The sequence below is a fragment of the Kaistella sp. genome (assembly GCF_049588135.1).
Taxonomy (GTDB): domain Bacteria; phylum Bacteroidota; class Bacteroidia; order Flavobacteriales; family Weeksellaceae; genus Kaistella.
Genome location: NZ_JBAVFG010000038.1, coordinates 50,055 through 71,176, shown reverse-complemented (window position 1 = coordinate 71,176; position 21,122 = coordinate 50,055). Strand labels below are relative to the sequence as shown.

Below are 21,122 nucleotides of genomic sequence, written 5' to 3'. Positions count from 1 at the left end.
CTTTTTCTGCTTCTGCCGCTTTTTTAGAATCTTCTGTTTTTTTTGCGTCGGCTGCGTCGGCTATTTTTGCTTTTGCGGCTTCATCTGCTGCTTTTTTTTCTGCGATGTCTTTTAGCCTTTTTGCTTCATCGTCTGCTTTCTTTTTTTCTAAAGCCAAGGCTTCCATTCGTGCTTTATTTTCTGCATCGATTTTTGCCTTTTCTTTTTCTGCAGCGATTTTTGCCAAACGAATTTTTTCAGCTTCTGCCTTTTTTAGTTCTTCTTCTTTTGCTTTCGCGATTCTTATTTCATCGGCAATAATTGAACGAATTTGCCCTTCCAATTCCTTAGATTCTGCTTGCTTTTGTTTCAATTCAGCAGTAAGCTGAACTTCATTTTTCTTAAATTCTTCTAAAAGAGCTTGTTTGGTTTTTTTCTCCGCTTCGATGGTCAGTAAATCTTTTTGCTGATTAGAGAGAATCATTTCTTTATCCTTTACCGATTTCTGTTTTAAGGCGATGTTTTCCTGAAGAACTTTAGCGGCTGTAGAAATTTCGGTTGCTTTTTTGTCCTGATAATCAGAATAATCTTTTAAATATTGAACTCTTCTTAGTGCTTCTCCCAAATTTTTAGAGGATAAAATAAAAGTTACTTTATTTTGTGCTCCCTTATTTTTATAGGCTTTAACTAAAACTTCAGCATAGTTTTTTCTAAGAATTGCAAGCTCTCGATTCTGACGATTAATTTCTAATTGGCGGAGATAGATTTCATCCTCAATTAATCTTTTTTCTTTTTGTGTATTGGTATATACTTTTTCACGAAGTCCAATTTTCTTTTCTACTTCGTTGAGGTAAGCCACAGAAAGTTTTGATTGCTGCTGGGTTTTCGCCAAGTTCGAATTGATGCTCGAAATTTGTTTTTTCAATTCCGCATTTTGCTTTTGAAGTTGTTCTTTTTTCTGCCCAGAAAAAAAAGCGAATAGAAAAATGCCTATTAAAAAGCTTACTCTTTTAATCATTTAATCTCAGTTTTCGTATAATTATTGGGAACAGAATAAGGTGCTTCCATTTTCGAACTGTCAAATTTCGTGTTTTCTAGTAAAATTTGACTGGTTTTTGATCCTTTTATTATTATTTTAACATTTTTCGGGAGTTTGATGTTTTCAAAATTTTCCCAGTTAGAATAGAAAACATCAAGTTGATCGGGTGCATTTATTTTTTGTAAAGAAACATTTTCTAATTCCATTTCAGTATTATAGGTCAATGCAGCCGAGTATTCAGAGAGATCTCCATTTGTTCGGAAACTTAAATTTTTCACCGAAGTTAAAAGGTAGCCTTGTGCATTTTTGGTGAGTTTAAAATCTTTGTCGTTGACAGGAATAAATGTTCTACCTAATAGTAGATTTTGTAAAGCACTGTAATCGATAAAGTTGACGTTCAATAGTGAATTTAAGTAAGAAAAATCCGATTCAATATAAGTTTTATTCCATTTCTCATATCCTTTAATTCCTTCAGGAGTTGCAATTCCTCTTCCTACGTTTAAAAAGATGGCAGTCATATTAATCCAAACCTTTTGATCTTTTTCAATGTAAATTGTTGCATCTAATGGTGGGATAAGTTTACCTGTTTCTGCTGTAATTCGAGAGTTGATTTTTAATTGCTGAAAATCTGTTTTTTCATTCATCTTGTTGAAGAAATTAGTGCTTGAATCGACCGAAGTATTGGTGTTTATCGGTTTTTCAATAGCTATTTTTGTTTTACAAGAAATCAGCATTATCATTAATACAGAAGCAATAATATATTTTTTCATTGAACTTTTTATTTAAACTTTTCATGAAAGTTTACAATATTAACGCCAAACCACACAAATTGTTTCGTGTGGTTTATTGCGTTGTATTTTGATTTTGTTTTTAATGACTTTCATCTTTAGAAAGAAAATCGAGAACAGAAAAATCACCCAAAGAAATCTCTCTGGCAACTCCATAATATTCTGCCGAATTACCAATCATTGAATTACTTAGATTTCCGTGGTTAATCATTGTGTTTTCTTGGATCAATGAATTGTCGATATTCGAATTGATAATCTTCGTGTTGTTTCCTATAGAAACTCGTGGACCGATTTTAGAGTTGGAGATTTGCACATTTTCACCAATAAAACATGGCGGGATTATCATACAGTTGTCGATTTTTGCAGAAGCGGGAAATTGCGAAACATTTTCTCTTTCGTATTCCAAAACTTTTCCATTGGTATCCACGGTTGCATTTTTATTTCCGCAATCCATCCAATCATCAACTTTACCTAATGAAAATTTCGCTCCTTTTTGACGGAGGTTTTCTAATGCTGTTGTCAACTGATATTCGCCACCTTGTTTAATGTCATTATCCATGATATAGTTGATTTCGCTCATTAATTTTTCGGCAGAGTTGAAATAGTATATTCCAATAATCGCCAAGTCGGAAACGAATGTCGTTGGCTTTTCTACGAAATCAGTAATAAATCCATAATCATCCAGTTTCACGACTCCAAATGCGGCCGGATCTTCCACTTTTTTCACCCAAATTACACCATCTGAATTTTTATCTAATTTAAAATCTGCTTTAAATAAAGTGTCTGCAAAGGCAACAACTACATCTCCCTGCATTGATTGTTCTGCACATTTAATGGCATGCGCAGTTCCTAGTGGTTCATCTTGTGTGTAAACGGTTCCTTTTGCACCAAGACTTTCGGCAATCTGAATTAAAGACGCTTCAACTTCTGCACCGAAATCGCCAATAATAAAAGCGATTTCATCAATTTTTTCGCCAGCTACTTTGGTGATGTCTTCAACAAGTCTTTGTACAATTGGTTTTCCTGCAATAGGAATTAGAGGTTTTGGAACGGTTAAAGTATGTGGTCTTAATCTAGAGCCACGGCCCGCCATTGGAACAATAATCTTCATAGTGTATTTTTTTTACTCTTAAATTTTTTGATTAAATCAATTTATTAAATGAGATGTTTTTTTTATAATTGAGTACTTCCGAATCCTCCAGCTCCTCGCTCGGTTTCATTGATTTCAGAAACTTCCTGCCATTCTGCAGCTTCATATTTAGCAATCACCATTTGTGCAATTCGGTCGCCATTATTGATTTTGAAATCCTCGGTTGACAAATTTACTAAAATAACCCCAATTTCTCCACGGTAATCTGCATCGATGGTTCCAGGGGAATTGAGTACAGTAATTCCGTTTTTAATGGCTAGACCGCTTCTTGGTCGAATTTGCGCTTCAAAACCTGCGGGAATTTCCAGAAATAATCCGGTGGGAATGAGTTTTCTTTCCAAAGATTTCAAAGTAATGTTTTCGTCCAGATTGGCATATAAATCCATTCCGGCAGAAAGCTCGGTTTGATATTTTGGTAAAGGGTTTGAGGATTTATTGATGATTTTTATATTCATATCAGCTTTTTCTAAATTTTCTTAAAGTGTCCTTTTCTATGTAAAAAACAAGGGCTAAAAATACTAATAATAATGAATTTCCGATGATTAAATTTCCGTCAAGTACATAAAAAGATACCACTGAAAATAAAATACTTAAACTCAGATAACCCAATATTTTCTTCATGTGATAAGGAACCGGATAAAAATATTGCCCTAAAAAATAGGAAACCGTCATCATTGAAAAATAACTTAAAAAAGTTCCCCAAGTTGAAGCCCAATATCCGTAAGATGGAATAAAGTAAATGTTGATAACAATGGTTACAGCCGCTCCGAGAACCGAAAGATAAGCTCCGAAAATGGTTTTATCTGAAAGTTTATACCAAACCGACATATTCAAATAAATTCCGAGAAAAACAGCAGCAATCAAAACAATCGGCACAATCGGAATGCCTTCGTTATAAGCAGGGTTTGCGAGGTAAAGTTCTGCGAGCCAGTTCAAATTAACACATAAGGCCAATAGAATTACACAGTTCACGATGACAAACATATCCATTAATTTGGCATAAGACTGACCTGAATTTTCATTTTTTGCATGTGAGAAAAAGAAGGGTTCAATTCCCAAAAGATAAGCTTGCCGAAACAGAGTAAGAAAGGTCACGATTTTGCAAACTGCGCCATAAATCGCCATTTGTTCAGTGTTTGTTCCATCAGGCAAAAGATATTTCAAAAACTGCCGATCCATGGTTTCGTTGATTACTCCAGCCAAACCGGCAATGGTGATTGGCCAAGAATACGCCATCATTTTTTTCCAGAGATTCCAACTGAAAGAAGCAATTCGAACCGCTTTAATTTCCTGAAAAAGCAGTAAAAAAGTCACTGCACTTGCAATTAAATTGGCTACAAAAACATATCCGATCCCGAAATTTTTATCGTAATGAAAGCCGAAAAAACCTTTGCTTCCGAGTTTTGGTAAAATCACAATGAAGAAAACGACCAGTAAAAAATTGATAACACCATTAATAATTTTAATAACCGCAAATTTTTTCGGTCTTCCAGTTTTTCTTAAAATAACAAAAGGCATTGTTGAAAGTCCATCTAAACCAAGAACGAAAAGCATCATGGTGAGAAGATTTACCTGATCAGGAGTTTTGAAAGCGATTGCTAAATCTTGCCTAAAAATAAAAGCGAAAAGCATAAAAAGAAAAGAAGCACCTAAAACACTTAAAGTCGCAGTTGAAATTAATTTTTTGTGGTCTTCTTCTTTTTCTGCAAAACGGAAAAAGGTAGTTTCCATGCCGTGGGAAAGCAAAACGATGATGATTCCGGCAACCGAATAAAAATCGATAAACGGAGCCAAAGATTGTGGGCCAAAAGCGTGCGTCACAAACGGACTGATAATAAAGGGAAACAACCGAATAATAACGGTGCTTAACCCATAAATCGCGGTTTGACCCAATAATTTTTTATACAAAACTTCTAAATTTTTACAAATGTAAAGTTTTAATTAAAATCCACGAAAATATTATGGTTTTTGAAACGATTTTCAATGGTTCATTTTGAAACTTTCTTTTTAATTTATGTAAATTTACGGTGAAAAAATCTATTTCTAAAAATGAAAATTCTTATTAAAAACGCCAAAATCGTCAATGAAAATCAAATTCTGGAAAGCGATTTGCTCATTGAAAATGATTTGATTATTAAAATTGAAAAACATATTTCAGAAAAAAATATAGATCAAATAATTGACGCTTCTGGAAAATATCTTTTGCCTGGAATTATCGACGATCAGGTACATTTTCGTGAGCCGGGCTTAACTTGGAAAGGCGATATCGAAAGCGAATCGAGAGCGGCAATTGCCGGTGGAGTCACCAGTTTTATGGAGCAGCCAAACACGGTTCCCAATGCGGTGACGCAAGAATTATTAGAAGAAAAATATAAAATCGCCGCCGAAAAATCTTTCGCCAATTATTCTTTCATGATGGGCGGAACCAATGATAATTTAGAAGAAGTTTTAAAAACAAATCCTAGAAATGTTGCGGGAATTAAGCTTTTTTTAGGTTCTTCCACCGGAAATATGTTGGTTGATAATCCTGAAACTTTAGAAAAAATTTTTAGCAGTACGAAAATGCTCATTGCCGTTCATTGTGAAGATGAAGCAACCATCAAAAAAAATACAGAAATTTTTAAAGACAAATACGGCGACGATATTCCGGTGAAATTTCATCATTTGATTCGAAGCGAAGAAGCATGTTATATTTCTTCGTCGAAAGCGATTGAACTGGCAAAAAAAACTGGAGCGAGACTGCATATTTTCCACGTTTCTACGGCGAAAGAAACTGAGCTTTTCCGAAACGATATTCCATTAAAAGACAAAAAAATAACGGCAGAAGTTTGCGTTCATCATTTGACTTTTACCAATGAAGATTACGAAACCAAAGGAAATTTTATCAAATGGAATCCTGCCGTAAAAACTGAAAAAGACAAAAACGGTTTGTGGGAAGCACTTTTGGACAATCGAATTGATGTCATTGCGACCGATCACGCGCCGCACACTTTAGAAGAAAAATCTCAAAAATATTTGCTGGCACCTTCCGGCGGTCCTTTGGTTCAGCATTCTTTAAATATCATGCTCGAAAATTTTAAAAATGGAAAAATTTCTTTAGAAAAAATCGTGGAGAAAATGTGTCATAATCCTGCGATTTTGTTTCAAATTGAAAAGCGAGGTTACATTAAAGAAAATTATAAAGCCGATTTGGTTTTGGTCGATTTGAATGATTCTTACACGGTTTCTAAAGAAAACATTTTGTACAAATGCGGTTGGAGTCCGCTTGAAAGAACGACTTTTCATTCGAAAATTACGCATACATTCGTTAACGGAAATTTGGTTTTCGAGAATGGAAAAATTGCTGATAAAAAGCATGGCGAAAGATTGCTTTTTGAAAGATAATTACATTCCAAATCCAAAAAAGTTTAAAAAACTTTTTACTCTAATTTAATAAAGAATTGAAACAATTTGAAAAATATTTCGTCTAATCAATTATAAAAATTTAATTTATGTTTAAAAAACTCACTTTTGCACTTGCTGCTTTATTGATTTCTATGCAAAGTTTTGCACAGAAAACTTTTGAGTGGAAAGAAGCTTCCGGAAATGGATACCCATATAAATATGTGACCAACGATCCGATGAATGCAAGGTTTTACACTTTGAAAAATGGTTTAACCGTTATTTTAAGTCCAACCAAAACCGACCCGAGAATTCAGGCGTATGTTGCCGTGAAAGCCGGTAGCAAGACCGATCCGCGAACCAATACCGGTTTGGCGCATTATTTAGAACACATGCTTTTCAAAGGAACCGATAAATTTGGTTCTTTGGATTGGGCAAAAGAAAAACCTCAATTAGATAAGATTGATGGGCTTTACGAGCAATATAACAAAACCAAAGATTCCGCACAAAGAAAAGCGATTTACAAAAAAATCGATTCTGTTTCTGGCGTGGCAAGTAAATTTGCGATTGCGAACGAATACGATAAAATGATGGCTTCCATGGGAGCACAGGGAACAAATGCGTTTACAAGTTTCGAGCAAACGGTTTATACCGACGATGTTCCGAGCAGTTCTTTGGATAAATATTTGGCGGTTCAGGGCGAAAGATTCCGCAATCCTATTTTAAGGATTTTTCATACTGAATTAGAAGCGGTTTACGAGGAAAAAAACAGAAGTTTAGACAGCGATGGAAGCAAAGTTTTCGAAGCGCTTTTTTCTGAGTTATTTAAAAATCACAATTACGGACAGCAAACTACGATTGGAACGGTTGAACATTTGAAAAATCCTTCTTTGGTAGAAATCCGAAAATATTTCCACACTTATTATGTTCCCAACAATATGGGCGTGATTTTATCGGGAGATTTTAATCCGGATGAAGTGATAGCGAAAGTGGATAAAGCGTTCTCGAATATGAAATTTCAAGAAGTTCCGAAATACACTTTTACTCCAGAAACTGCGATTGCTAAGCCAATCATTAAAGAAATTACCGGTCCTGATGCCGAAAATTTGACCATGGGTTTCAGATTGCCTGGAAATAAAGACAAAGATGTTTTGATCGCAGATTTAGTAGGACAGGTTTTAACCAACGGAAAAGCTGGGTTAATGGATTTGAACTTGGTGAAAAAACAAAAATTATTGCGTGCTTCTGCGCAAACTTTCACTTTGATTGATTACGGCGTTTTGTACATCAGTGCAGCACCAACCAACGGACAAAGCTTGGATGAAGTGAAAACTTTGGTTTTGGGCGAAATTGATAACTTGAAAAAAGGAAACTTTGATGATGATTTAATTACCTCCATTATCAATAACATTAAAAAAGATAAAATCTACGAATCAGAAAAATACGATGATCGTGCAAGTTCGTTGATGGATGCTTTTACTTCTGAATTAAATTGGAGAGATCAAGTGGCGTATGTCAACGATTTATCGAAAATTACGAAAGCTGATATTGTCAAATTTGCCAACAAATATTTAGGCGAAAATTATGTTGCCATTTTGAAAAGAAAAGGCGAATCTGCAAAAACAGCGAAAATTGAAAAACCGCAAATTACTCCGGTTGAAACCAATGCAGACAAACAATCTCCTTTCGTGAAAATGATTGGTGATATGCCAAATACGCCTTCAGTTCCTGTGTTTTTAGATTATAATAAAGACATTCAGAAATCGAAATTAGGAAATGCAGAAGTGCTTTTTGTTCCGAATAAAGACAACCAAATTTTCCGTTTGAAATACAGATATAAAGTAGGTTCGTTGAATGATTTGAAACAACCAATTGCATCACAATATCTTCAGTTTTTAGGAACCGATAAAATGTCGGCGGAAGAAATTTCGAAAGCGTTTTATAAAATTGCTTGTAGTTTTAATGTTTCCACAAGTGAAGATTACACCACGGTTTCCATCGAAGGTTTACAGGAAAATTTCGATCAAGCGGTGAAATTATACGAAGATCTTATTCAAAATGTAAAAGCCGACGACGCTGCATTGAAAGGATTAAAAGATAGAATGGCAAAAGCAAGAAAAGATACGAAAGCCAATAAAGGAGCAATTTTGCAAGGTTTAACAAGTTATGCGATCTACGGAAAAGAAAACAAATTCAACAATGTTTTATCCGATTCCGACTTGAATTCTTTGACTTCGACAGAATTGGTCAACAGAATCAAAAACCTAAATCAATACGAACAAACCGTGATTTATTACGGTCCAATTTCCATTAAAGAATTAGATGCCAAGTTGAAAGCGGCGCATCAAGTTCCTGCGAAATTTGCAGTTGCACTAGCAGCAAAAACTTTCAAACAAACCGCGCAAACGAAAAACAAAGTTTTATTTGCCGATTACGACATGGTACAAGCCGAAACCCGTTGGATTCGAAACACCGAAGTTTACGATCCAAGTAAAAATACGGTGGTGAAAGTCTTTAACAATTATTTCGGTGGCGGAATGGGATCGATCGTTTTCCAGACCATCAGAGAAAGTAAAGCGTTGGCGTATTCCACTTACGGAGTTTATGTGCAGCCACAGAAGAAAGATCAGGAATATTATATGATGAGTTATGTGGGAAGCCAGGCCGATAAATTTAATGATGCCACCACTGCAATGAACGAACTTTTGACCAAGATGCCAGATTTGCCGGTGAACTTAGATTTAGCGAGAATTCAGGTGAAAAAAGATATTCAAACCGAAAGAATTACCCAAGATAAAATCATCTTCAATTATTTGGCGGCAAAAGATTTAGGTTCCACCGAAGATGTTCGAAAAAACCTCTACAACACGGTCGATAAAATCACGATGCCGGAATTGGAAAACTTCCATAAAACCAATTTTTCTGGGAAACCTTACACTTACTCCATCGTAGCTTCGGAGAAAAAAGTTCCGTTGAGCGATATGCAAAAATTAGGAGAAGTACAGAAAGTTTCGTTAGAAGAACTTTTCGGGTACTAAACTTTTAAAAATAATTGATACAGAAAACTGCTCCAGATTTGGAGCAGTTTTTTTTTGTCATTGCGAGGAGGAGGTACGACGACGAAGCAATCTCACTAAAGTAAAAAGCGCAAAGTCGGGAGCCTTCGCCAGCGGGGGGATTCAACGGGCTTTTATTTCTTGTCTTGCAGACAAAACGAAAGCTTAGTTATTAGCAGAAGTGTTACTTATAAATTAATTTTTGATTCAACTCAATTGGATTATTGCTGTTACGAGTTCTTTCTTGTACTGATTCTGTCATTTTTTTAAAATCAGTTTCTATAATATTTCCTGCTTCATCGTAATTTTTGATATCAGATTTACTGAATATTGCAAAAGGATTATCATAAAAATTCATTTGCAATTTTTTGAAATCATCCCAAGTAATAAGTCTCTGTGAATTTTCAAGATAGAATTCTTTCCATAAAAAATCACGAACTTCACCAAGCGAAAAACTATAATTCGATTTTTCGTCAGAAATTTCAATAATCAAACCAGGCAATCCACGGAAAATATAAGGTCCATCTTGTACAGGAATTTCATTTGTAAACCAAGCAATCCATTTTCTTCCACCATAATTTGTTTCCGCTTTTTGACAGTCATATTTCCCAATTTGTTTTTTTTCATTCTTTATGTTCCAAATTAAAATTTCTTGAATTTTTATTGTGTATTTTGGTTCAACAAAAGGAACGAAAACATACTTATTCACTTCATTTTTATCGTGATTTTTGTAAATATATAATTGTTGATTATTAAACTGCATATCTGCCTGATTTCCGTATCCGCGTTTGGTTCTTAAAGAGTCGCCAGTTCGAAATTTATCAGAGCGGAAAATTGATTCTTTATCTTTAACATCCAAAAAATAAATGATTTTTTGAGTTTTGATGCTATCAGAATTTGGTCTAAAATTCATTTCGTAAATGAAACTCGAATTCTGCGAAAAAATTAGAGTTGGTGTTAAAATTAGAATGAAAAATTTCAGATTCATAGCGCAATTTTTTTATAACATTTCTGCTAACTTGTATATATGTAAAACAAACTCATCCAAACCCCACCAACTCTCGTCGGCTTTGTATATAAAGTGTCATACTTTATTTCTTTTGCTAAAATACTTTAAATTGTTGTTAAAATAAGCATTACCCATTTTATTTTTTGCGAAATAGAGTTCCAGAACATAAAATTGCTGCAAAACTTTGTCAATTGATTAATATTTTTTTAATTTTGAGTAAAGCAAAAAGAAAAGACGATCGCAAAGCGCGCAGCGGGCTAAAAATGCCAACCCTTTTTACTTACAAAAAACCTAATTAATCTCTAAAACCTTCGATGAAAAACTTCATAGCTGCTTGTAGTACCTTTTTAGTAGACTTATCTTTAAGTTTTTATTTTCATTATCAAAACTCCTAAATCCGAGTCATTAGTTCTAATGTCTTCGACTAATTTAGGATATTTATTTTGAACCTTTTTATAATTTATTTGTTCATTAGATTCAATTTCAATACTTGCAGGGAAAATGTTTCCTTCAAATAAATCCTGCGAATTAATACCTAAAGTTTCGGAAGCATTTTTCATTGCTTCTTCTTTTGAAATAAACTTAATCCTATCAATTTTGAAATTTTTCTTTACATATTCATTTAAATCTTTAATTTGATTTTCGGTAATATTATCAAACAAATACAGACTATATTTATAAGTCTTATTTTCAGGAGTTTCATATTTTATTTGATATTCAGAATTTATTTTAAGTTCTGGATTAAATACGCTAATCCCAACTTCAAGTTTCAAATCAGCAAATGAAGTTTTAGTTGGAATCATTTGAAGTTTTGTTAAATCGGTCAAGTCAATTTTTTCGTTTTGTTGAAATCTATAAATTTCAAGAATAAGGCTGTCGGTATTTTTAATGGTTACATTTCCATTTTCTCTAATTGTTTTTTGTGAAAATGAATTTTCAAGTTTTTTCCATTGATTTTCTTGCGCAGAAAAAAAATTGAATGTGATTAAAAATAAAACTAAAATTTTGATACGTTTTTTCATTTGATATGTCTGCTAACTTGTATATATGTATGATGAACTCATCCAAACACCACCAACTCTCGTCGGCTTTGTATATAAAGCGTCATACTTTTCCTCCCGCTAAAATACTCAAAAAACCTTCCTACCCAATCATTTCCGTCCCCATTTTTTACGAAATACACCCCACCCACAGGAAATATTTAAAAAGAATCAAATTTTTTACTTGATTTTTTACCAATTCCGACGCAGGAGGAATCTCAAAGATTCTTCATTCCACATGTTCCATTCAGAATGACAGAGTTGTATTTTGCAGTAATAAGACCTTTGTCATTCTGACGAAGGAAGAATCCAACGTTTCCATTTAATATTCAATGCATTTTATAAAATTTCCTAAGACGGTAAATTAATCTTAAATTTAAATCAAAATTAAAATATGAATTTATATACCCAACCGATGCTCAAAGAAGATGCATTAAAAGATAAAGTCGCCATCGTAACCGGCGGCGGAAGCGGACTCGGAAAAGCCATGACGAAATATTTTCTGCAACTCGGCGCAAAAGTAGTCATCACTTCCCGTAATTTAGAGAAACTGCAAGCCACCGCAAAAGAATTGGAAGAAGAAACGGGGGGAAAAGTGCTGTGCGTTTCTTGCGATGTGAGAAATTGGGATGAGGTTGAAGCCATGAAAGAAGTTGCCATCAAAGAATTCGGGCAAATCGATATTTTGCTGAATAACGCTGCGGGAAATTTCATTTCGCCAACCGAAAGATTAACGCATTCGGCATTCGATTCTATTTTAGATATTGTTTTAAAAGGAACCAAAAACTGTACGCTTTCCATCGGAAAATACTGGATTGATAATAAAATTCCGGGAACGGTTTTAAATATTGTCACCACTTACGCCTGGACGGGTTCTGCGTACGTCGTTCCATCAGCCTGCGCCAAAGCCGGAGTTTTGGCAATGACCAGAAGTTTAGCCGTAGAGTGGGCGAAATACGGAATCCGTTTTAACGCCATCGCACCGGGACCTTTCCCGACAAAAGGAGCGTGGGATCGTTTGTTGCCGGGAAATTTGCAGGAAAAATTCGATATGCGCAAAAAAGTACCGTTGAGAAGAGTAGGCGAACATCAGGAATTGGCGAATCTCGCTGCGTATTTGGTTTCCGATTATTCCGCTTATATGAATGGCGAAGTCGTAACCATCGATGGTGGCGAGTGGTTGCAAGGAGCAGGCGAATTCAATATGCTCGAAGAAATTCCGCAGGAAATGTGGGATATGCTGGAGGCGATGATTAAGGCGAGGAAATCGAATTAATAAAACTTTTTCAGGATGTTGAATTGGATTTTACTTTTTTTAATTGTTTGGATTTTTATCACTTATGTGATTTTTCTTTGGGTCAAAAGAAGTAAAAAAATCACAGATGTCACTAGTTACGACGATTTAGAAAGATTAAACAACCATGACGGTAATTTTCAATATCTAAATAATGGTTTTTATCTTTTAAATACGAAGGATGAAAATGTTATAAAATGGAATGAAATAGATTCAATAATCGTAAAGCCAATATCATTTAATGATGATTTGCTGCATTTTTCAATTCTTATTAAAGTGAAAAGTGATTATATTGAAATTAATAACCAAACCGAAGGTTTTCAAAAATTCACCAATAAAATAAATGAAAATTTAGCTGTATCTGATTGGTCATGGAAATGGAGACTTCATTCTAAAGTTGTCGAAAATGTTATTATTTATGAACGTTTTCAGGATTGAAATGTAGAGAAAGGGAGAATTTAATATGCTCGAAGATATTCCGCAGGAAATGTGGGATATGTTGGAAGCAATGATTAAGGCGAAGAAGAACAGCTAGTTGCTTTTATGTCATTATAAAAAAATTAAGAAATGCAAGATCAAAAGATTTTGCATTTCTTGATTTCAATCAAGATTTTAATGAAAAACAACCTATATCTTTACTTTAAATTAATTTAAAATGAAAAATTTATTTCTACTCTGCATTTTCCTTAGTCTGCAAAGTTGTTATTCTTACCGTAATGTTCAGAATATACCATCAGAAAGTGGAGGGATTTATAAGATAACGGATGAACATAAAAGAACTAGTAAAGTACAGCTTATTGAAATTAGACAGGATTCGCTAGTTATTTTAAAAAAAGGGAAACAGTTTACCATCGCAAATGGCGAATTTACCAACCCGAAAAAACGAAAATTTTCAGCTGTTAAAACAGTTGCTTTATATGTCGGAGTTTCGGTTGTAGTGGGAACCGTTATCATTGTGGCAGTTTTAGGAGATGCTTTGAAACATGTGGGGTCTATGCAGATGCCACCTTAAGTTCTTCCGTAAATGCAGTTAATTAGTAAAGGAATAGATAAATTAAACCCATCATTTGTAACAATGTTGGTTTTTTTTAATACTTATCTAAAAATTATCCATCATGAATTTTAAATTTTTAAAGCCATTGGTTGCTTTGTCGATTGCAGTTTCTGTTCATTTATCTGCGCAAACTGATGCACCGAAATACAGTTACACTGAAGCTTTCAAGCCATTTTTCTATATGAATAACGGTACCGAAACCCGTTCAGCAAGCGGACAACCCGGTCATCATTATTGGCAAAATAGTGCCGATTATGTTTTGAATGCTACTTTAAATGAAGCAACGAATGAAATCTCAGGATCTGCGGAAATTATTTACACCAATAATAGCTTTGATGATTTAAGTTTTCTTTGGCTTCAATTGGATCAAAATTTATTTAAAAAAGATTCCCGCGGAAATGCCGTAGTTCCAATGTCCGGAAGTAGAAATGGAGCGCACGGACAGGATTTCGACGGAGGTTACACCATCAAATCGATTGAAATTCTTTCAGCAAACGGAAAAAATTTAAAGATAAATCCAACCTACACGATTTCGGATACAAGAATGCAAATTGATTTGCCACAAAATCTTAAAGCAAAAGGTGGTGTTGTGAAATTCGTCATCAATTATTCTTTCGTTTCTCCAAATTATGGTTCCGATAGAATGGGAGTGGAAGCGACCAAAAACGGGAAGGTTTTCACGATTGCACAGTGGTTTCCAAGAATGTGTGTTTACGATGACCAAATGGGATGGAATACTTTGCCTTATTTAGGAGCAGGAGAATTTTATTTGGAATACGGAAATATTACTGCAAATTTAACCGTTCCTGCCAATCATTATGTGGTTGCTTCTGGCGAATTATTAAATCCGAAAGACGTTTATACCAATGACCAAAATAAGAAATGGAACGAAGCGAGAAACAGCGATAAAACTATAATTATTCGTTCTGCGGAAGAAGTAAATGCGGCAGCTAAAACTTCAAATTCCACTAAAACCTGGAAATTTAAAATTGAAAATACCCGAGATTTTGCTTGGGCTTCTTCGTCGGCATTTATTTTAGATGCTGCGAAAATCAATTTACCGAGTGGCAAAAAATCGTTAGCAATTTCTGCTTATCCTGTAGAAAGTGACGGAAATACAGCTTGGGGAAGATCGACGGAATATACCAAAACGTCCATCGAAAATTATTCAAAAAGATGGTATGAATATACTTATCCGAATGCGGTAAATGTTGCAGGAAATGAAGGCGGAATGGAATATCCGGGAATTGTTTTCTGTCACATGAATTCGAAAGGTGCAGATTTATGGGGCGTTACCGATCACGAATTCGGACACAACTGGTTTCCGATGATTGTGGGTTCCAATGAAAGATTATATGCCTGGATGGATGAAGGTTTCAATACTTTTATCAATGGTATTTCGGAGAAAGATTTCAACAAAGGCGAATATGATCAACCCAAATCGCTTCAAAGTATGGCTTTTGCATTTAACAGCGATCAAATGGAACCTATCGCAACCTCGCCAGATAATTTAAAAGAAAGAAATTTGGGTTTTTTAGGATATTACAAGCCCGCTGCCGGATTGCAGATGTTGCGTGAAAATATTTTGGGCGAGGAGCGTTTTGATAAAGCTTTCCGGGAATACATTAAGAGATGGGCTTTCAAACATCCAACGCCGGAGGATTTTTTCAGAACTATGGAAAATGTTTCTGGTGAAGAACTGAACTGGTTTTGGAGAGGTTGGTTCTTAAATAAATGGAAAATCGATCAAGCAGTAACGAATGTGAAATATGTAAACGGAGATTTCACGAAAGGAGCGATCATTAAAATTGAAAATATCGGTCAGTTGCCAATGCCCGTAAATTTAGAAATTAAATTTAAAGACGGAACGATGCAAAATGTAAAATTACCAGTTGAGATTTGGAAGCGAAATTCCGAATGGTCATTTGAAGTTCCTACTCAAAAAGAAATTGTTTCCGTGCAATTGGATCCGAAAGGAAGTTTACCCGATGCAAATACTGCGAATAATATCTTCAAAATGACAGATTCTGGCGCAGTTGCGGAAAAAGTAAATCTGCAAGATTTTGTAGGAAGTTTTGCCAGCAAACTAATTCCAGTAAAAATTGTAACAACAATAGATAATAATCAATTAAAAGCGCAAGCAACCGGACAACCAGCTTTCCCTCTGGATTATGAAGGTGCAGATAAGTTTTCTTTTTCGGTGGCGGAAATTGAGTTGCAATTTGCCAAAGACAAGAAAAGTTTTACCCTTCATCAAGGGGGAAAAGAGTTTGCTTTTACTAAAGAATAATCTAAATTTTTTATAATTGTTAACCGTCTTGCAATTTTTGTAGGACGGTTTTTTTTGTTTTTTTAGCAGTACAACTAAGATTATGGTTTATCCTTTTAAAATATCTAAAATAGTTCCGTACAAAATTTCGCTTCCTAAAGCTAAATCTTCTGGAGACGAATATTCTAAGGGGTTGTGACTTATTCCGTCTTTGCAACGCACGAAAATCATTCCGTAATCGCAGGCGTAAGAAATCGCCATTGCATCGTGAAAAGGACCGCTCATTATTTCAGGAGTTTCTTGTAAACCGATTTTTTCGCAATTATTTCTGATGATATTTTTAATCCAATCTGCGCAATATCGTGGATCTGATTTCCAATCTTCGGAAATTTCATAAGTTAATCCGTGTTTTTTAGACACTTCCTCAATTTTATCTAACAATTGTTTTTCGTAACGGTTTCTTCTTTCTAAATCAATGTCGCGTAAATCCAAAGTAAACTCGCATTCTTCGGGAATTATGTTTCTGGAAGCTGGAAAAACTTTGATCGTTCCGCAAGTTCCAACCGTTGGATTTCCTGGTACTTGATTCGCAATTTCGTTTAATGCAACGATGATTTCTGCAGCACCAACCAACGCATCTTTTCGCATTGGCATCGGAACAGAACCGGTGTGACCTGCCATTCCTTTCAGTTTTACCGTCAACCAAATCGGTCCGGAAATCCCGGAAACCACGGCGATTGGTTTTTTGCTGATGTCCAAAACCGGACCTTGTTCGATGTGAAGTTCGAGATAGCAATAAATGCTTCCCTCTTTATATTCTGATTCTTTGAATTTTGTAATATCACATCCGAAATCTTTTAACGCTTGTTCGCGCGTAATTCCATTTGCATCGGCTCTTTGAAGTTCGCCTTCTTCTAATTTCCCCAAAATACCACGAGAACCGAATAATCCTTTGTTAAAACGCCAACCTTCTTCATCGGCAAAGGAAATTATTTCTAAAGTCCGTTCTGGTTTTATGCCTTTTTCGTGCATGGTAATTGCCGCTTCGATGGCGCACAAAACGCCTGCAACACCGTCATATCTTCCGCCGTAAGGTTGAGAATCGAGATGAGAACCCAACATCAAAACCGGCAAATCGGGATTGGTTCCTTGTAATCTTCCGATAAGGTTTCCGAAGTTGTCAATTTTGGTGGTCATTCCTGCTTGTTCCATCCAGGAAGAAGCGAGTTCGAAGGCTTTTTTTTCGTCCGGAGAATGCGCGGGTCGATTGGTTCCGGTTTCACCAATTTTCCCGATTTTGCTCATTTCGGTAAAGAAATTTTCGAGGCGTGAGGAGTTGATATTCATATTTTTATCATTCAAGATTTAAAGTTAAAAATTCAGAGTTCAAAATAGAATTTAGTTAAAAACAATATCAAAAATATTGAAGGTTTAGGAAGAATGTTAAATGTTTTAATGATTATTCAAAGGCAAACCCTGTTCCTGAAACTGTTTCCAATTAAGATATTCTGGTGCAACGCGTTTTTCTTCCATCGTAATACAATCGTCAACCGGACAAACGAGTTTGCAAAGATTGCAACCAACACATTCTGGTTCGTTGATTTCGTAATGGTTATAAGGCATTCCGTCGTTTTTGAAAATCGCTTGATGGGAAGTGTCTTCGCAAGCGATGTGGCACAATCCGCAATGGATGCATTTGTCTTGATCGATATTGGCAACGATGTGAAAATTGAGATCGAGTTTTTCCCATTCTGTCATTGTAGGCACCGATTTCCCGATAAAATCGGTTATTTTTTCGAAACCTTTTTCGTCCATCCAATTATTAAGACCTTCATTGAGATCTTCTATAATTCGGAATCCGTATTTCATTGCGGCGGTACAAACCTGCACAGAAGTTGATCCCAACAACATAAATTCTACCGCATCTTGCCAATTGGAAACGCCGCCAATTCCGGAGATAGGAACTTTATTGGTGATTGGATCCTGAGCAATGGTGGTCAACATTTTCAAAGCGATTGGTTTCACCGCTGGTCCACAATAACCGCCGAAAACAGATTGTCCGCCAACGTTTGGATTCGGGACAAAAGTATCTAAATCGATTCCTGTTACAGATTGTATCGTATTAATTAAAGACAAAGCGTTGCTTCCGGCGTTTACAGCGGCTCTTCCGGTCGGAACTACGGAATGAACATTCGGAGTTAACTTTGTAATGACCGGCAAAGTGGCGACTTCCATCACCCATTCTACAATTTGTCCTGCAATTTCGGGATCTTGTCCAACCGCTGCGCCCATTCCGCGTTCGGTCATTCCGTGCGGACAACCGAAATTGAGTTCGAAACCGTGCGCTCCGGTTTGTTCGCAGCGTTTTATCATTTCATGCCAAGCTTCTCTTGTATTGTCTGCCATTAATGAAATAATCATCGCCCGGTCGGGAAATTCTCTCAGAACTTCTTCTATTTCACGAAGATTAATATCTAAAGGGCGGTCAGAAATTAATTCTATATTATTAAAACCTGCAACACGCTGACCGTTGAAATTAATTGCAGAATATCTGGAAGAAACGTTTTTTACCTGAGAACCCAAAGTTTTCCAAACAACGCCACCCCAACCTGCTTCGAAAGCACGCATTACATTTATTTTTTTATCCGTTGGTGGCGCCGAAGCCAACCAAAAAGGATTCGGGGATTTTATACCTAAAAAGTCACAAGAAATATCGGCCATTTTTTTGAATTTTAAATTAAAGATTTTAGATTTTGAATGGTATTAATTCATCATATATTCCAGAATTGAACGTGCTGCTAACTTTCCGTCTTGGGCTGCGTTTACGACTTCTTTTCCACCATTGATGCAATCTCCGCCTGCGAAAACGCCTTTTAAATTGGTTTCGTAAGTTGAATTCACAGAAACTTTTCCATAAGAATTTTGCAATTCGGAATTCGAAATTAAATTCTCGAATGGGGTCTGTCCTGCTGCTTTGATAATCATATCGCATTCGATTTCGAAAGTTTCACCCGTATCAACGGGGCTTCTTCTTCCGGAAGCATCGGCATTTCCTAAAGTCATTCGGCTGCAAATCAAAGATTTCACGTTTCCGTTTTCAGAAATAATTTCTTTAGGAGCGGCTAAATATTCTAAACCGCAACCGTCTAATTTTGCAATATCCAACTCAACATCGGTACACGGTTTTTCGTTTTCGGTTCTTCTATAAACAATGGTCACTTCTTTTGCTCCCAATCTTTTTGCTTGAGTTGCAGCGTCAATTGCCGTCATTCCAAGTCCAATAACCGCGACTTTATCACCAACAGGAATTTCAGAGAAATCATTCGTTCTGAGGTTATAAATATAAGAAATAGCATCTTCTATTCCTGCTGAATTTTCTCCGTTAATGTCTAATTGTCTTGCAACGCCAACGCCAATGCCAAGAAAAACCGAATCAAAATTCTGCTGCAAATCTTTCAGTTGAAAATCTTTTCCTAATTCCTGATTGTATTTAATGTCAATCCCGCCAATTGAAATGATGTAATTCACTTCGTCTTCGCAGAATTCTGGCGTTACTTTGTAAGCGGCAATTCCGTAAGTCATCAATCCGCCACCTTTCGATTCTTTCTCGAAAATGGTAACATCAACGCCTTCTTTGGATAAATAAAATGCACAGGAAAGTCCCGCCGGACCTGCGCCAACGATGGCTACTTTCTTTCCAAGAGAAGGTTTTCTTTCGAACAACTGCCAATTATTTTCCATCGCTTTTTCAGTGGAATATCTTTGCAAACGTGCAATCTGAATCGGTTCTTCATGAAGCAAATTATACACACAAGATCCTTCGCAAAGCTTTTCGACAGGACAAACTTTGGAACAGCTTGCTCCCATAATATTGTCGGTGAAAATCGTGTGTGCCGAACCTTTTACATTATCGGTTGCGATTTGTTTGATGAATTTTGGAATATTAATATGCGTCGGACACATCTTTATGCAAGGCGCATCGTAACACATAATGCATCGGTTGGCTTCTATTATTGCACTATCGCGATTTTCAAAAGGCGGGTGAATATCTGCAAAATTTTCCTGATATTGTTCGGAGGTTAAGCGTTTGTTTGCTATCATCGTTTTTTTAGTTGTTGGTTGATGGTTGTCAGTTATTTTTTAGGAATCAATAATTCGTAATTGATAACTCTTAATTGTTTTAAAGTTTTGTTAAATCATCGTAAGTTTCGGGTCTTCTGTCTCTGTAAAACTGCCATTTAGAACGAACTTGATCGATTAAATCCAAATCGAATTCAGCAATCAGAAGCTCATCTTGATCTTCGGAAGCGCAAGCTAAAATTTCACCCAAAGGATTTACGAAATAAGAATTGCCATAGAATTTACCCAAATTCCAAGGTTTTTCGATTCCGACCCTATTGATACAACCCATAAAATAGCCGTTGGCAACGGCGTGAGCGGGTTGTTCTAATTTCCATAAATTTTGTGACTGCCCAACTGTAGTTGCGGAAGGATTATAAACGATTTCTGCACCGTTGATTCCTAAAGCTCTTGCACCTTCTGGAAAATGACGGTCATAACAAATATAAACGCCAACTTTCGCATATTTGGTCTGAAAAACTGGATAACCCAAATTTCCGGGTTTAAAGAAATATTTTTCCCAAAATCCACCCGTTTGCGGAATGTGATTTTTGCGGTATTTCCCCAGATATTTTCCGTCTGCATCGATTACTGCGGCGGTGTTGTATAAAATTCCTGCGCCGTCTTTTTCATAAACTGGAACGATAATCACCATTTGATATTTTTTGGCGTATTCCGACATTAAATCCGTTGTAGGACCAGGAACGGTTTCCGCAGATTCATACCATTTGGAATCTTGACCGGGACAGAAATAGGGCGTATTGAAAATCTCTTGAAAACACAAAATTTGCACACCTTTTTCACCTGCTTCGTCAATAAAAGGCAAATGTTTTTCCAGCATCGCCTGTTTTATTTCGTCGATTGTTCCTTCGCCTTCGGTTTTTGCGAGCGACATTTGGATTAATCCTGATTTTATGATTCGAGCCATAAATTATTATTTTGAA

Annotated in this window: 17 protein-coding genes; 6 read left to right on the top strand and 11 right to left on the bottom strand. The window is 35.8% G+C overall.

All coding sequences use genetic code 11. The features are described 5' to 3' along the window. From WBY99_RS02300 to WBY99_RS02280, 5 genes are all read right to left on the bottom strand, one after another. On the bottom strand, nucleotides 1-997 hold a 997-nt coding region (locus WBY99_RS02300; protein ID WP_423974733.1), incomplete at its 3' end, for a murein hydrolase activator EnvC family protein. Then, nucleotides 994-1,788 carry a DUF4292 domain-containing protein gene (locus tag WBY99_RS02295; RefSeq protein WP_423974732.1) on the bottom strand — a complete coding sequence of 265 codons (795 nt, stop codon included), beginning with the start codon at nucleotides 1,786-1,788 and terminating at the stop codon, nucleotides 994-996. The genes WBY99_RS02295 and WBY99_RS02300, both read right to left, overlap by 4 nt. A 100-nt stretch (nucleotides 1,789-1,888) precedes the next feature. Then, nucleotides 1,889-2,917, bottom strand: coding sequence for a sugar phosphate nucleotidyltransferase (locus WBY99_RS02290; RefSeq protein WP_423974731.1), 1,029 nt, complete (start codon nucleotides 2,915-2,917; stop codon nucleotides 1,889-1,891). A 62-nt stretch (nucleotides 2,918-2,979) separates the two neighbouring features. After that, nucleotides 2,980-3,411 carry a dUTP diphosphatase gene (dut, locus tag WBY99_RS02285; RefSeq protein ID WP_423974730.1) on the bottom strand — a complete coding sequence of 144 codons (432 nt, stop codon included), beginning with the start codon at nucleotides 3,409-3,411 and terminating at the stop codon, nucleotides 2,980-2,982. A 1-nt stretch (nucleotide 3,412) separates the two neighbouring features. After that, the gene (locus WBY99_RS02280) at nucleotides 3,413-4,864 is read right to left on the bottom strand and encodes a lipopolysaccharide biosynthesis protein (RefSeq protein WP_423974729.1); all 1,452 of its coding nucleotides are present in this window, start codon (nucleotides 4,862-4,864) and stop codon (nucleotides 3,413-3,415) included. A gap of 141 nt (nucleotides 4,865-5,005) precedes the next feature. Here WBY99_RS02280 and WBY99_RS02275 point away from each other — a divergent pair, with 141 nt between their 5' ends. Together WBY99_RS02275 and WBY99_RS02270 are read left to right on the top strand one after the other, a co-directional pair. Continuing rightward, nucleotides 5,006-6,340, top strand: a complete 1,335-nt coding sequence (locus tag WBY99_RS02275) for a dihydroorotase (protein ID WP_423974728.1) — start codon at nucleotides 5,006-5,008, stop codon at nucleotides 6,338-6,340. 107 nt (nucleotides 6,341-6,447) lie between these two features. Beyond that, nucleotides 6,448-9,375, top strand: a complete 2,928-nt coding sequence (locus WBY99_RS02270) for a M16 family metallopeptidase (RefSeq protein WP_423974727.1) — start codon at nucleotides 6,448-6,450, stop codon at nucleotides 9,373-9,375. A gap of 202 nt (nucleotides 9,376-9,577) precedes the next feature. On the opposite strand, the gene WBY99_RS02265 is transcribed toward WBY99_RS02270, so the two are convergent. Both WBY99_RS02265 and WBY99_RS02260 read right to left on the bottom strand, forming a co-directional pair. Beyond that, entirely contained in the window at nucleotides 9,578-10,381 is an 804-nt protein-coding gene (locus WBY99_RS02265; RefSeq protein ID WP_423974726.1) for a GLPGLI family protein, read from the bottom strand. A gap of 383 nt (nucleotides 10,382-10,764) precedes the next feature. Beyond that, nucleotides 10,765-11,205 (bottom strand): permease-like cell division protein FtsX, encoded by a 441-nt coding sequence (locus WBY99_RS02260; RefSeq protein ID WP_423974725.1) that lies wholly within the window; start codon nucleotides 11,203-11,205, stop codon nucleotides 10,765-10,767. 631 nt (nucleotides 11,206-11,836) lie between these two features. Here WBY99_RS02260 and WBY99_RS02255 point away from each other — a divergent pair. The 4 genes from WBY99_RS02255 to WBY99_RS02240 all read left to right on the top strand — a co-directional run bounded on the left by WBY99_RS02255 (nucleotide 11,837) and on the right by WBY99_RS02240 (nucleotide 16,080). Beyond that, nucleotides 11,837-12,718: an SDR family oxidoreductase gene (locus tag WBY99_RS02255; protein WP_423974724.1), complete on the top strand. Its 882-nt coding sequence runs from the start codon at nucleotides 11,837-11,839 to the stop codon at nucleotides 12,716-12,718. A gap of 15 nt (nucleotides 12,719-12,733) precedes the next feature. Further along, nucleotides 12,734-13,174, top strand: coding sequence for a hypothetical protein (locus tag WBY99_RS02250; protein ID WP_423974723.1), 441 nt, complete (start codon nucleotides 12,734-12,736; stop codon nucleotides 13,172-13,174). A 217-nt stretch (nucleotides 13,175-13,391) separates the two neighbouring features. Continuing rightward, nucleotides 13,392-13,748: a hypothetical protein gene (locus tag WBY99_RS02245; protein WP_423974722.1), complete on the top strand. Its 357-nt coding sequence runs from the start codon at nucleotides 13,392-13,394 to the stop codon at nucleotides 13,746-13,748. A gap of 103 nt (nucleotides 13,749-13,851) precedes the next feature. Next, nucleotides 13,852-16,080 (top strand): M1 family metallopeptidase, encoded by a 2,229-nt coding sequence (locus WBY99_RS02240; protein ID WP_423974721.1) that lies wholly within the window; start codon nucleotides 13,852-13,854, stop codon nucleotides 16,078-16,080. Nucleotides 16,081-16,167: 87 nt separating this feature from the next. Here WBY99_RS02240 and WBY99_RS02235 read toward each other — a convergent pair whose 3' ends face one another. The 4 genes from WBY99_RS02235 to WBY99_RS02220 form a co-directional block, all read right to left on the bottom strand. Further along, nucleotides 16,168-17,406, bottom strand: coding sequence for a M20 family metallo-hydrolase (locus WBY99_RS02235; RefSeq protein WP_423974720.1), 1,239 nt, complete (start codon nucleotides 17,404-17,406; stop codon nucleotides 16,168-16,170). Nucleotides 17,407-17,511: 105 nt separating this feature from the next. Further along, nucleotides 17,512-18,780 (bottom strand): NAD-dependent dihydropyrimidine dehydrogenase subunit PreA, encoded by a 1,269-nt coding sequence (preA, locus tag WBY99_RS02230; protein WP_423974719.1) that lies wholly within the window; start codon nucleotides 18,778-18,780, stop codon nucleotides 17,512-17,514. Between the two features lie 42 nt (nucleotides 18,781-18,822). Further along, nucleotides 18,823-20,160, bottom strand: coding sequence for an NAD(P)-dependent oxidoreductase (locus tag WBY99_RS02225; protein ID WP_423974718.1), 1,338 nt, complete (start codon nucleotides 20,158-20,160; stop codon nucleotides 18,823-18,825). A 79-nt stretch (nucleotides 20,161-20,239) separates the two neighbouring features. Next, entirely contained in the window at nucleotides 20,240-21,106 is an 867-nt protein-coding gene (locus WBY99_RS02220; RefSeq protein ID WP_423974717.1) for a nitrilase-related carbon-nitrogen hydrolase, read from the bottom strand. Nucleotides 21,107-21,122: the final 16 nt, after the last annotated feature.